At 71.8% G+C, this 12,878-nt stretch carries 9 protein-coding genes; 6 read left to right on the top strand and 3 right to left on the bottom strand.

Annotated features, from left to right (window positions below; translation table 11 throughout):
* Positions 1-56: 56 nt before the first annotated feature.
* Positions 57-1,313, bottom strand: a complete 1,257-nt coding sequence (locus tag LPW41_RS05400) for a class I SAM-dependent RNA methyltransferase (RefSeq protein ID WP_230704298.1) — start codon at positions 1,311-1,313, stop codon at positions 57-59.
* Between the two features lie 423 nt (positions 1,314-1,736).
* On the opposite strand from LPW41_RS05400, the gene LPW41_RS05395 reads away from it, so the two are divergent.
* Together LPW41_RS05395 and LPW41_RS05390 are read left to right on the top strand one after the other, a co-directional pair.
* A complete protein-coding gene (locus LPW41_RS05395) occupies positions 1,737-2,384 on the top strand; it encodes a nucleoside triphosphate pyrophosphatase (protein ID WP_230704297.1) in 648 nt (215 codons plus the stop codon).
* Positions 2,385-2,461: 77 nt separating this feature from the next.
* The gene (locus tag LPW41_RS05390; RefSeq protein ID WP_230704296.1) at positions 2,462-4,228 is read left to right on the top strand and encodes a biotin carboxylase N-terminal domain-containing protein; all 1,767 of its coding nucleotides are present in this window, start codon (positions 2,462-2,464) and stop codon (positions 4,226-4,228) included.
* 580 nt (positions 4,229-4,808) lie between these two features.
* Here the strand turns inward: LPW41_RS05390 and LPW41_RS05385 are convergent.
* Entirely contained in the window at positions 4,809-6,269 is a 1,461-nt protein-coding gene (locus LPW41_RS05385) for an NAD(P)H-quinone dehydrogenase (protein WP_186316529.1), read from the bottom strand.
* A gap of 108 nt (positions 6,270-6,377) precedes the next feature.
* Here LPW41_RS05385 and LPW41_RS05380 point away from each other — a divergent pair, with 108 nt between their 5' ends.
* The 3 genes from LPW41_RS05380 (at position 6,378) to LPW41_RS05370 (ending at position 10,081) form a co-directional block, all read left to right on the top strand.
* Positions 6,378-7,211, top strand: coding sequence for a purine-nucleoside phosphorylase (locus tag LPW41_RS05380; RefSeq protein ID WP_230704295.1), 834 nt, complete (start codon positions 6,378-6,380; stop codon positions 7,209-7,211).
* A complete protein-coding gene (locus LPW41_RS05375; RefSeq protein ID WP_230704294.1) occupies positions 7,208-8,932 on the top strand; it encodes a phospho-sugar mutase in 1,725 nt (574 codons plus the stop codon). Before LPW41_RS05380 ends, LPW41_RS05375 begins: the two co-directional genes overlap by 4 nt.
* 378 nt (positions 8,933-9,310) lie before the next feature.
* The gene (locus tag LPW41_RS05370) at positions 9,311-10,081 is read left to right on the top strand and encodes a hypothetical protein (RefSeq protein WP_144828972.1); all 771 of its coding nucleotides are present in this window, start codon (positions 9,311-9,313) and stop codon (positions 10,079-10,081) included.
* 347 nt (positions 10,082-10,428) lie between these two features.
* Here LPW41_RS05370 and LPW41_RS05365 read toward each other — a convergent pair whose 3' ends face one another.
* Positions 10,429-12,315: a transcription antiterminator gene (locus LPW41_RS05365; RefSeq protein WP_187358373.1), complete on the bottom strand. Its 1,887-nt coding sequence runs from the start codon at positions 12,313-12,315 to the stop codon at positions 10,429-10,431.
* Between the two features lie 231 nt (positions 12,316-12,546).
* Here LPW41_RS05365 and LPW41_RS05360 point away from each other — a divergent pair, with 231 nt between their 5' ends.
* Complete coding sequence (locus LPW41_RS05360) at positions 12,547-12,873, top strand: PTS sugar transporter subunit IIB (RefSeq protein ID WP_144828975.1); 327 nt, start codon at positions 12,547-12,549, stop codon at positions 12,871-12,873.
* Positions 12,874-12,878: the final 5 nt, after the last annotated feature.

Here is a 12,878-nt window from a genome sequence, read left to right as displayed (position 1 = left end):
CCACATCGTATCGGCGCGGACCCTCGCCGCGCAGAAGCGCTCCCGCGGCGGGCGCGTCAGCGGCGCAGCACCGTCACGGCCTCGACATGGTGCGAGTTCGGGAACAGGTCGACGCCCCGGATGCCGTCGGTCCGGTACCCGTGCTCGCCGAAGATCGCGAGGTCGCGGGCCAGGGCCACCGGATCGCAGGCGACGTAGACGACGGCGGCCGGCGACAGAGCCGCGATCCCCTCGACGGCCGGTCGTCCAGCCCCGGCGCGCGGGGGGTCGAGCAGCACCACTCCGCGCGACAGGCGCTCGCGCTCGCGTGCGGAGGCGTCGGCGGCGAGCGCGGTGACGAAGCGGTCGACCCGCGCGGTCTCGGCGCGGGCGCCGATCCACTCCGCGAGGTTCTCGCCGGCGTGCTCGGTGGCCCGGGCGTCCGACTCGATGCTCATCACGCGGGTGGCGGGGCCGCCCGCCTCGGCCAGGGTCGCCGCGAACAGGCCCACACCCCCGTAGAGGTCGAGGTGGGTGGCATCCGGATCGAGATCGCCGACCTGTTCGGCCAGTTCCGCCGCGACGAGGGAGGTGAGGGTGTGCGCCGCGAGGCGGTGCACCTGCCAGAAGCCGCCCGCGTCGACGCGGAATACCCGGTCGCCCACGCGCTCCTCGACGACCTCCGGTGCCGGGTGCGCCCGCGTGCCCTCGGGACGCGGCAGGACCCGCACGCGACCGTCGGACGGCTGGACGAGGTCGATACGCCCCGGAGCCGCCGCGTGCCGGACTTCGGCGGCCGCGCGGGCCACGGCATCCGTCGCCAAGGGGAGATCGGGGGTCTCCACCACGTGGTGCGACCGGGCGGCGTAGGCGCCGACGCGGCCCGCCTCGTCGACGTGCAGGCTCACGCGCGTGCGCCAGCCCGTGCCGTCAGCCGATTCGGGGTGCTCGGCGTCTCCCGCGGCGCGGACGTCGACCGGCAGCTCGAGCTTGCCGACGCGCTCGACGGCCTCGCGGATGACGCGCTGCTTGAGGGCCCGCTGGTGGGCGAGCTCGATGTGGCCGAACTCCGCACCGCCCACCCGGTCGGACGGGTCGACGTCGATACCCGCGGCGCTCCACACGTGCGGCCGGCGCTCGGGAGCGGCGTCGAGCACCTCCACGGCGTCGGCGCGCCAGAACGACTTCTTGCGCGTGTCGGTGAGGCGGGCGCGGATGCGCTCGCCCGGCAGCGTGTCCGCCACGAAGACGACGCGCCCCTCGTGCCGTCCGACGAAGACACCGCCATGGGCGATGCCGGTGATGTCGAGTTCGATGAGGTCGCCGTCGTGCATCCTCCGAGCCTGTCACACGCGGCCGGGAGAGCGCCGGGCCGGGGTCCCTGAGCCTGTCGAAGGGTCCGGGACCCGCGCACGGCCGGTGGCTTCGACAAGCTCAGCCACCTCGCGATCCGAGGTCCCTGAGCCCGTCGAAGGGGGTCCCTGAGCCCGTCGAAGGGAGATCCCTGAGCCCGTCGAAGGGTCCGGGACCCGCGCACGGCCGGTGGCTTCGACAAGCTCAGCCACCTCGCGATCCGAGGTCCCTGAGCCTGTCGAAGGGTCCGGGACCCGCGCACGGCCGGTGGCTTCGACAAGCTCAGCCACCTCGCGATCCGAGGTCCCTGAGCCCGTCGAAGGGCGGTCCCTGAGCCCGTCGAAGGGGGTCCCTGAGCCTGTCGAAGGGTCCGGACGCCTCCGGAGCGTGGGTAGCGTGGGCGCATGCGCGTGTGCTTGGCATCCACTTCCCCCGCTCGTCTCATGCTGCTGCGTCAGGCGGGCATTGAGCCCGAGGCGCGGTCGCCCCGGGTCGACGAGGAGGCGGTCATCGCGGAGGTCGAGGCGGCCGAGGCGCGGCGCCTGCCCGCCCCCGAGCACGTGCTGCTCCTCGCGCGCCGCAAGGCGGCCGACGTCGCGCACCGCCTGCGCGCGGAGGAGCCCGACTTCGACGGTTTCGTCATCGGCGGCGACTCGATGTTCGCCCTGGGCGACGAAATCCTCGGAAAGCCGTACACCCCGGATGCCGCGACCGCCCGCTGGCGCGGGATGAGGGGCCGCACCGGGGTGCTGCACTCCGGACACAGTGTCTTCCGCCTCTCCCCCGGCGCGGAGCCGCAGGAGGCCCACGCCGTCGCCGAGGCCTCGGTGACCTTCGCCGCCGACGTCGACGACGACGAGATCGCCGCCTACGTCGCCACCGGTGAGCCGCTGCTCGTGGCGGGGGCCTTCACCGTCGACAGCCTCGGCGGGGCGTTCATCGAGCGCGTCGACGGAGACCCGTCGACGGTGGTGGGCATGTCGCTCTCGACGGTCCGACGTCTGGTGCGCGAACTGGGCGGCTCGTGGACCGACCTGTGGAACCGTTCGTAGACTCCCTCACACGTTTTTCGGCGTTTCTTATCGAGGAGGGTCAAAAGGCCGGGGTGCCCCCTCGCTAGGCTGGGAGGATGCCGAAGATCGCCAAGGTCCTTGTCGCCAACCGCGGCGAGATCGCCGTCCGAGTCATCCGCGCCGCCCGTGATTCGGGGAAGGCCTCCGTCGCGGTCTACGCCGATCAGGACCGCGACGCCCTGCACACCCGCCTCGCCGACGAGGCCTACGCCCTCGACGGCGCGACCAGCGCTGACTCCTACCTCTCGATCGAGAAGATCCTCTCGGTCGCCCGCCGCTCCGGCGCCGACGCCGTGCACCCCGGCTACGGCTTCCTCGCCGAGAACGCCGACTTCGCCCGCGCCGTCATCGGCGCCGGCCTCATCTGGATCGGTCCCTCGCCCGACGCCATCGAGGCGCTCGGCGACAAGGTCACCGCGCGCCACGTCGCCGAGAAGGTCGGGGCGCCGCTGGCCCCCGGAACCCCCGGCCCCGTCTCGGGCGCCGACGAGGTCATCGCCTTCGCGAACGAGGTCGGCCTGCCGATCGCCATCAAGGCCGCGTACGGCGGCGGTGGACGCGGCCTGAAGGTCGCGCGCGAGCTCGACGAAGTCGCCGAGATGTTCGAGTCGGCCACGCGCGAGGCCGTCGCCGCGTTCGGTCGCGGCGAGTGCTTCGTCGAGAAATACCTCGACAAGCCGCGCCACGTCGAGACGCAGTGCCTCGCCGACTCGGCCGGCAACGTCGTGGTCGTCTCCACGCGCGACTGCTCGCTGCAGCGCCGCCACCAGAAGCTCGTCGAAGAGGCGCCCGCGCCGTTCCTGACCGACGAGCAGAACGCCATCCTGTACTCGGCGTCGAAGGCCATCCTCAGAGAGGTCGGCTACGTCGGTGCCGGCACCTGCGAGTTCCTCATCGGCGCCGACGGCACGATCTCGTTCCTCGAGGTGAACACCCGTCTGCAGGTGGAGCACCCGGTCTCCGAAGAGGTCACCGGCATCGACCTGGTGCGCGAGCAGTTCCGCGTCGCCGAGGGCGAGGAACTCGGCTACGACGACCCCGCGCCCACCGGCCACTCGATCGAGTTCCGCATCAACGGAGAGGACCCCGGTCGCGGGTTCCTCCCCCAGCCCGGCCCGATCCACGTCTTCAAGACGTTCGGTGGCCCCGGCATCCGCCTCGACTCCGGCGTGACCGCGGGCGACAGCGTCTCGGGCGCCTTCGACTCGCTGCTCGCGAAGATCATCGTGACCGGCCGCGACCGCGCCGAGGCGCTCGAGCGTTCGCGCCGCGCCCTCGACGAGTTCGAGGTCGCGGGCATGCCGACCGTCATCCCCTTCCACCGCAAGGTCGTGCGCGACCCCGCCTTCACCGCCGAGAACGGCGAGTTCGGCGTCTTCACGCGCTGGATCGAGACGGAGTTCGTCAACGACATCCCCGCGTGGGACGGCGAGCTCGAAGCCCCCGCCGCGGCCCCCGGCCGCCACACGGTGGTCGTCGAGGTCGGCGGCAAGCGCCTCGAGGTGAGCCTGCCCGACCGCATCACCGCGGCGGCACCGCAGGTCGGTCGACCCGCGGCCGCTCCCCCGTCCCGCCGCGCGCACGCCGCCTCTCCCACGGCCGGCGCCACCGGCGACGCGGTGAAGTCGCCGATGCAGGCCACCGTCGTCAAGGTCGCCGTCGAAGAGGGCCAGCAGGTCGTCAAGGGCGACCTGGTCGTCGTGCTCGAGGCGATGAAGATGGAGCAGCCCATCCAGGCCCACAAAGACGGCACGGTCGCCGGCATCGACGCCTCGGCCGGCACCACGGTCGCCGCGGGCCACCAGCTGCTGCTGATCAGCTGACGGGCCCTTTCATTCGCACGGCGCCGCGCTCCCTCGGGGGCGCGGCGCCGTCACAGGTGGCTGAGCCTGTCGAAGCCACCGCAACCCGCGACGAAGACCGGACCCTTCGACAAGCTCAGGGACCTGCGCCACACAGGTGGCTGAGCCTGTCGAAGCCACCGCAACCCGCCGCGAAGACCGGACCCTTCGACAAGCTCAGGGACCTGCGCCACACAGGTGGCTGAGCCTGTCGAAGCCACCGCAACCCGCCGCGAAGACCGGACCCTTCGACAAGCTCAGGGACCTGCGCCACACAGGTGGCTGAGCCTGCCGAAGCCACCGCAACCCGCGACGAAGACCGGACCCTTCGACAAGCTCAGGGACCTGCGTCACACAGGTGGCTGAGCCTGTCGAAGCCACCGCAACCCGCGACGAAGACCGGACCCTTCGACAAGCTCAGGGACCTGCGCCACACAGGTGGCTGAGCCTGTCGAAGCCACCGGCGAGCTCAGGCACCTCCGTCACACAGGTGGCTGAGCCTGTCGAAGCCACCGCAACCCGCGACGAAGACCGGACCCTTCGACAAGCTCAGGGACCTGCGTCAGTCCTCGCCGGGGTCGTCGCGGTCGACGATGTGCATGGCGCGCGCGGCGTCGGTGATGCTCGAGGTCAGCGAGGGGTACACCGCGAACACGCGGGCCACCTGGTCGACGGTGAGGCGGCGCTCGACGGCGATCGCAATCGGGTAGATGAGCTCCGACGCCTTGGGGCCGACGATCACGCCGCCCATCACGGTGCCGCTGCCCTCGCGGGCGATGAGCTTGACGAAGCCGTCGGTGATGCCCTGCATCTTCGCGCGGGGGTTGGCCGAGAGCGGGAGCTTGCGCACCTTGCCGGCGATCCGGCCCTCGATGACGTCCTGCTCGCTGAAACCGACGGTGGCGATCTCGGGCGCGGTGAAGATGTTGGCCGTGATGCGGCGCGTCTCGAGCGGGATCACGATGTCGCCGAGGGCGTGGAAGATCGCCTGACGCCCCTGCATCGAGGCGACGGATGCCAGAGGGTAGAAGTTCGTGCAGTCCCCGGCCGCGTAGATGTTGGGCACCGAGGTGCGCGCTACGCGGTTGACGCGGATGTGACCGGATGCCGTCATCTGCACCCCCGCCTGCTCGAGTCCGATGCCCGCGGTGTTCGGGATCGATCCGACCGCCATCAGGCAGTGACTGCCCTCGATGGTGCGGCCGTCCGACAGGGTGACGGTGACGCCCTCGCCGGTGTTGACGACCGAGTCGGCCCGCGCCTTCGCCAGCAGGGTCATGCCGCCGCGCTGGAACACGCGTTCGAGCACGGCCGCGGCATCCTGATCCTCGCCCGGGAGCACCTGGTCGCGGCTCGAGACGAGCGTGACCTTCGCGCCGAGGTTCATGTACGCCGAGGCGAACTCGGCGCCGGTCACGCCGGAGCCCACCACGATGAGGTGCGAGGGCACCGACTTCATGTTGTACAGCTGCGTCCACGTGAGGATGCGCTCGCCGTCGGGCTGCGCCGAAGGCAGTTCGCGGGGCGAGGCGCCGACTGACACGACGAGGGTCTCGGCCTCGATGCGGTCGAAGTCGGTTCCGCCGGCCTCGGTCGAGACGACCACCGCGCCGTTGCCGTCGAGGCGTCCGTGACCCGAGATGATGCGGACGCCCGCCTCGAGGAGCGACGAACGCATGTCGTCGGACTGCTGCCGCGCGAGCGAGAGCAGGCGCTGGTTGACCGCGGCGAGGTTGATCGCCACCTCGGGGGTCAGCGGCTTGCCGCGGTCGTCTTTGGCGAACAGCTGCACGCCGAGGCTGCTGGCGTTGCGGATCGCGACGGCCGCGTCGGCGGTGGCGATGAGGGTCTTCGAGGGGACGACGTCGGTGATGACGGCCGAGCCGCCGACTCCCGCGCGCTCGACGAGGGTGACGTCGGCGCCGAGCTGTGCGGCGGAGAGGGCCGCCTCGTAGCCGCCGGGGCCGCCGCCGACGATCGCGACGGACTGCTTGCGCTCGAAGCTCTGCACCATGGCATCCATTCTGTCAGCGCTGGGCGGATGCCGATGCGCCACTCAGCTGCGCCCGACACGATGATCCGAGGTGTGTGCCGTCTGGCCCGCGGGCCCCGCCTTTTCTAGAGTGGGGGGATGTCCAACAGCACAGCCCACCCGCTCGACGACCCCGCGGTCGACCCGTTCGAGATCGCCGCCGCCGCGGCCGCCGACATCGCCCGCCTCTCGGGTGTCGAGCACCACGACATCGCCGTGACCCTCGGATCCGGCTGGGGACGCGCCGCCGAGCTCATCGGCGAGGAGACGGCGTCGTTCCCCGCGACCGAGGTCGTCGGTTTCTCCAAGCCCGCCCTCGAGGGGCACGTCGGCACGCTCCGCAGTGTCCGCACCCCCGGCGGCAAGAACGTGCTCGTCATCGGCGCGCGCACGCACTACTACGAGAACCACGGCGTGCGCCGGGTCGTGCACAGCGTGCGCACCGCGGCCGCGACGGGCGCGAAGACGATGATCCTCACCAACGGTGCGGGCGGTATCCGCGAGACGTGGAAGCCCGGCCAGCCCGTGCTCATCAGCGACCACATCAACCTCACGGCCGACTCGCCCCTCGAGGGCGCGACCTTCATCGACCTCACCGACCTGTACTCGAAGCGCCTGCGCGACGTCGCCCGGTCGATCGACCCCTCGCTCGACGAGGGCGTGTACACGCAGTTCCGCGGGCCGCACTACGAGACGCCCGCCGAGGTGCAGATGGCCAAGACCATCGGCGGCCACATCGTCGGCATGTCGACCGCCCTCGAGGCGATCGCCGCGCGTCAGGCCGGCATGCAGATCCTGGGCTTCTCGCTCATCACGAACCTGGCCGCCGGCATCCAGAAGACGCCCCTCAGCCACGAAGAGGTGCTCGAGGCCGGCCGCGAGGCCGAGCCGGTGATCTCGGCGCTGCTCGCCCGCGTGATCGGCGCGTTGTGAGCGGGTACGTCGACGCGGCCCGCGCCTGGCTGGCGCAGGACCCGGATGCCGTGACCCGCGACGAGCTCACCTCGCTGCTCGCGCGCGTCGAGGACGGCGATGCGGAGGCGGCGGCCGACCTCGAGGATCGCTTCTCGACGCGGCTCGCCTTCGGCACCGCGGGCCTGCGCGGGACCCTCGGCGCCGGCTCCAACCGCATGAACCGCGTGCTCGTCTCCCAGGCGGCGGCGGGTTTCGCGGCGTACTTGCTCGAGCGCTCGTCCGGCTCCGCACCGACCGTGGTGGTCGGGTACGACGGACGCCGCAACTCCGACGTGTTCGCGCGCGACTCGGTCGAGATCTTCGCCGGCGCGGGCCTGAACGCGATCCTGCTCCCCCGCCTGCTGCCGACGCCCGTGCTCGCCTTCGCCGTGCGCCACCTCGGCGCCGACGCCGGCGTCATGGTCACCGCGAGCCACAACCCGCCCGACGACAACGGCTACAAGGTCTATCTGGGCGGCGACGACCAGGGCGCGCAGATCGTCTCGCCCGCCGACGCCGAGATCGCCGCGCACATCCAGCGGATCGCCGACGGGGGCAACATCACCACGCTCCCCCGCTCGGTCGGCTACGCCAACGCCCCCGAGTCGGTCGTCGAGGCGTACGTCTCCGCGACCGCCGCGGTGGCCCCCGCACCCGCCGGCGCCGAGGGCCTGAACTGGGTGTACACCGCGATGCACGGCGTCGGGTGGGAGACCGTCTCGCGCGTGCTCACCGAGGCCGGCTACCCCCAGCCCACCGTCGTCGAGGCGCAGATCCACCCCGACGGGCGCTTCCCGACCGTCGCGTTCCCCAACCCGGAAGAGCCCGGGGCTATGGACCTGTCGTTCGAGACCGCGCGCGCGGTCGACGCCGAGCTCGTCATCGCCAATGATCCGGATGCCGACCGCCTGGCCGTCGCCATCCCCGACGCCGACGCCGAGGGCGGGTGGCGCCGGCTGACCGGCAACGAGATCGGCCTGCTGCTGGGCTGGCGGGCGGCGCGGCTCGCGGCCGAGGGGGCCTCCCCTACGGGCGACGCCTCCGACGACGCCGCCGAGGCGCGCGGAGACGCCGGGGCGCCGGCATCCCTCGCCTGTTCTTTGGTCTCGTCGCCCGGACTCCAGGCCGTCGCGGAGCACTACGGTCTCGAATTCCACTCCACCCTCACGGGGTTCAAGTGGATCTCGCGCGCGCCCGGCATCGTGTTCGGCTTCGAGGAGGCCCTCGGCTACCTCGTCAACCCGACGACCGTGCGCGACAAAGACGGGATCTCGGCCGCCGTGGCTCTTCTGGGCATGGCATCCGAAGCCCGTGCCCAGGGCCGCACCGTGGCCGACCTGCTGCAGGAGTTCCGCGACACGTTCGGCGCGTTCGCGAGCGACCAGATCTCGGTGCGCGTGAGCGACGTCAGCGAGATCGCCGGGATCATGGCCGCCCTGCGCGCCCAGCCTCCCGCCGCGGTGGGCGAGATCGCCGTGTCGCGCATCGACGACCTGCTGCTCGGCGTCGACGGACTGCCCCCGGGCGACGTGCTGCGCCTGTGGCTCGACGACGGCTCGCGCCTCATCGTGCGCCCCAGCGGCACCGAGCCCAAGCTCAAGCTGTACCTCGACGTGCGCGGCTCGTCCGCGAAGAAGGCGCGCCGCCGCCTCGACGCGCTGCGCGCCGGGGCCGAGGAGTTGCTGGTGTCGGTGCGCTGACGCGCCGCGTCCCCGGCTTGGGGCGCATCCCGTCGTCTGGGGCGTATTTTGATCGCCCCGAACAACGGAATGCGCCCCAAACCCCATTGTGGGCAGTTCACGGACGGCTCCTCCCCAGCGACGACCGTTCGACGACCGTCCCCCGAATGCGACGATGGACGGATGCCGGCATCCGCCGCCACGCAGACTCGGGTCATGCTCGCGCTTCCTCCCCTTCTCTCCTGGGAGGATCTGCGGGCCGACGGCGTCGGTCCAGCACAGACGGGACGGATGGTCCGGTCGGGCGATCTGGTCCGACTCCGGCCCGGTGTCTACATCCGCGCCGACCCTGACCACCCGCCCACCCCGGAGGAGTGGATCATCTTGCGGGCTCGCGCATTGGCTCGGACCAGCGCTGAGCCTCCGCTGTTCTCCCACCTGACCGCCGCCGCTCTGCACGGGCTCCCGGTTCGGGCACCGACCTCGCCGAAGGTGCACATCACCCTGCCGTCCGAGCGGCCCGGCGCGCAGTCACTCGTCGTCAGGCACCGCGGCGAGGTGCCCGAAGACCAGCAGGTGCAGCGCCACGGCGTCCGATTCACGAGCCTCGAGCGCACGATGGCCGACGTCGCGCGCACCGCGTCGTTCGAGACCGCGGTCTGCGCGCTCGACGCCGCGTTCCGGCCCGTGACCGCCCCAGAACCCGGTGTGAACGACATCGAGGCGGCGGACGAACTCCGCGCGAAGGTGCTCGCGATCGCTTCGCGCTCGGCCCATGGTCGCGCTCGTGCGCTCCGCGCCCTCGCTTTCGCCGACGGACGCGCCCACCTGCCGGGAGAGAGCATCAGTCGCATCCGCCTCACGGAGTTGGGTTTCGCACGGATCGACCTCCAAGTCCACGTCGCCGGCCCTTCCGGCCAGAACTATTACGTGGACTTCGGCCTCGACGACGCGAGGGCCTGGGGCGAGTTCGATGGCGAGAAGAAGTACCGCGACGAAGCGATGCGCTCGGGTCTCACGCTCGAAGACGTCCTGCTGCAGGAGAAGCAGCGCGAGGACTGGATTCGAGGGACCACCCAGCGACCGTTCGCTCGGTGGAAATGGGCCCACCTCCGCTCGGCAGAGACCCTCGCCCAGCGACTGGCGAGCTTCGGGATCCGCGCGCGCTGAGGCGGGCCCCTCTTGCCCCCCCGGTTTGGGGCGAATCTCGCAGTTTGGGGCGAGATTTGCTCGCCCCAAACTGCGGATTCCGCCCCAAACCGACATCATCGGGTGTCCCACGACACGGCGCCGACACTCCGCGCCCGGGCGTGATCACGCCGCCCGGCGCGACGGAGAGAAGGGCTGGACGGGTTTGGGGCGGGATTTGTCAGTTGGGGCGTGAATTTCCCGCCCCAAGGTGCGAAATGCGCCCCAAACCCGAAGAGCGCGACCCGCGCCGGGCGAGACCCCGCGTCAGCCCGGCGAGACCCCGCGTCAGCCCGGCGAGACCCCGCGTCAGCCCGGCGAACCCCGCGTCAGCCGTCGATCACCGCGACCAGCTCATCCAGAAACGCCGGGAACGAGGTCGCGCGGCGCACGATGCGCTGCACGCTGTCGCGCTCGCTGAACACCTCGACGAACTGCTCGAACACGGTCTGGAAGGCCTCGCGGTCGGTTTCGCTGAAGGCCACGAGCGCGACCACCTGCACGCGCCCCTCGCCCCACTCGATCGAGGGGTCGGCGATGCCGATCGCGATGCGGGTCTGCGTCGCGGTCATGCCCATCGCGTGGGGCACGGCGAGCGCGTCGGTGAAGGCGGTCGACGAGATCGACTCGCGCTCGACCGCGCGGTCCACGTACGCGTCATCGATGACGCCCTGTTCGACGAGCATGCCGCCGAGGCGCTGGATCACGCCGGCCTCGCCATTCGCGGCATCCAGCCCCCGCACGAAAGCCTCGGGGGCGAAGTACCGCTCGAGCTCGGCCCGCAGACGGGCGAGGCGACGCCCGCGGCGGATGCGACCGGCGGCGGCCTGCACGCGCTCGACGTCGGCGTCGGTGAGGAACGGCTGGATCCGCACGAACCGGTCGCCCGGCCGTGGCGGGTCGATGGTCGTGAGCACCAGGTCGGTGTCGATGGAATCCCACGCGGGGTCGATGCGGGTCTCGACGCCGACGACCTCGATCGCCTGGCCGAGCGAGCGATCGATGCTCGAGCGCAGCAGTTCGTGCAGCTCGTAGTAGCCGGGGCACACGATCGTCGCGGTCAGCAGCTGGTCCGCGCGACGGCTGCGCTCGAGGCGACCTCCGACGTGCATGGCGATGTAGGCGATCTCGTCGTCGAGGATCGGGATGCCGAGGCCGTCCTGCAGCCCCTTGGCGATGTACACCGCGACCTCGAAGATCATCGGGTACGTCGACTTCAACGAGCGCGTGAGCGGATTGCGCGACCACGCCTGCTCCTTCGCGCGGTGCAGCAGGTTCTGCACGTGCAGCGCGAGGCGCAGGATGAAGTCGTCGTGGGCGATGTCGACGAGGAACTCGGATGCCGCGTTCTCGACGACCCGCCGGACGGCCACCTCGACGGCCGGGTCGAGGCGGGAGCGCACGTCGTCGCCGGCCGGGGATCCGGGCGCGACGATACGGGTCAGCACGAGGGTCGCGAGGTGGCGCAGGTCGCCCGAGCCGAGCTGCACGCCGATGTGCTTGACCGTCAGGCGGTCGAGCAGCGCGACGACGGCGGCCGCGGCATCCGACGAATCCCCGCCCGGAGAGCCGAGGGCCCGGTCGCGCGTGGTGCGGTCGGCGGCGATGGCGATGTGCATGACCACGTCGCCGATGCCGATCTCGTTGACGTAGTAGCCGAGGGCCCCGAGTTCCGCGACGAGTTCGGCCTTGAACGGCCCGAACGCGCGGGCACCGACCGACTGCTCGCCGAGCGTGCGCCGCAGGGCGTCGAGGTCGAAGAGCCCGGCGTCCATCTCGTCGTGCGCGAGCTTGGACAGCAGTCGGCGTTGGGCGACCTCCGTGCCGCGAAGACGGGCGGTGGATGCCGAGCGCTCGAGGGTCAGTTCGGTGCCGCCGAGCAGCCCGCGCACGCGCGCGAGGTCGGCCTCGAGGGTCGCGGTGCTCACGTGCAGGGCGTCGGCGGTCTCGAACACGTCGATGCCGTCGGCGGAATCGAGCAACCGGCGCACGAGCGTGTGCAGGCGGTCGCGCGGGGTGCCGGCATCCGCCCCCGTCAACGCCCGAAGGGCCGCCGCGGCGTCGGACCCGGCGCGGTAGCCGAGGGGCCCCGACTCGATCGCGGCGCCGCCCGGGACGCGGGCGTTGATCGCCGTGACGTACGAGCGCACGCTGCGCGGGGTCACGCCCAGCGCGTCGGCGAGCGACGCCGCGGTCGACCACTCCGCGTCCCGCATGAGCAGGGCCAGCAGGCGGTCTTGGCGAGCCTTGGTCGTCACGATCCGTCCTCCGCACCGCCCCGGTTGGCAGCGTTCCGACCATCCTTTCACGCCCGTCCGCCCCCGGCGCGGGGCGAGACGGTGCGCGCAGCGGGGGGCCGCGGCATCCGCGTTCCGGGGGGTGGGAAACGAACCTGGTTGTCCGCTGTGAGACGGGTGCGGACAATCGAGAGGAAGAAAGGCCGGTCGATGAGGATCCTCGTGGTGTGTGGAGCGGGTGCGTCGAGCACGTTCGTCGCGCAACGCGTTCGTCGTGCTGCGCACGAGAAGGGCCTGGACTACTCCGCCTCGGCGGGAACGTCGCGGTCCCTCCCGATCGACCTCGACGCCGCCGATCTCGTGCTGGTGGGCCCGCACCTCGCGCCCGAACTCGAGCGCATCCGCCTCGAGGCCGCCCCGCGCGGCGTGACCGTCGTGCTGCTGCCCGACGACGTCTTCGCCGACCAGAGCGGCATCCGAACCCTCGCCCTGGTCGAGGACGCCCTGCGTTCCGCCCAGCCCGCGGACACGATCTGAACTCG

The organism is Microbacterium sp. JC 701 (genome assembly GCF_021026215.1).
GTDB lineage: Bacteria > Actinomycetota > Actinomycetes > Actinomycetales > Microbacteriaceae > Microbacterium > Microbacterium algihabitans.
Note: the sequence above shows the minus strand (reverse complement) of the source record. Positions and strands in the feature narration are given on the sequence as shown.

Coding starts and splice junctions, on each gene's coding strand:
- LPW41_RS05380 (WP_230704295.1), top strand. CDS start 6,378: ATGTCCAACAGCACAGCCCACCCGCTCGACGACCCCGCGGTCGACCCG.
- LPW41_RS05400 (WP_230704298.1), bottom strand. CDS start 1,313: ATGCACGACGGCGACCTCATCGAACTCGACATCACCGGCATCGCCCAT.
- LPW41_RS05385 (WP_186316529.1), bottom strand. CDS start 6,269: ATGGATGCCATGGTGCAGAGCTTCGAGCGCAAGCAGTCCGTCGCGATC.
- LPW41_RS05390 (WP_230704296.1), top strand. CDS start 2,462: ATGCCGAAGATCGCCAAGGTCCTTGTCGCCAACCGCGGCGAGATCGCC.
- LPW41_RS05360 (WP_144828975.1), top strand. CDS start 12,547: ATGAGGATCCTCGTGGTGTGTGGAGCGGGTGCGTCGAGCACGTTCGTC.
- LPW41_RS05395 (WP_230704297.1), top strand. CDS start 1,737: ATGCGCGTGTGCTTGGCATCCACTTCCCCCGCTCGTCTCATGCTGCTG.
- LPW41_RS05365 (WP_187358373.1), bottom strand. CDS start 12,315: ATGCGGGACGCGGAGTGGTCGACCGCGGCGTCGCTCGCCGACGCGCTG.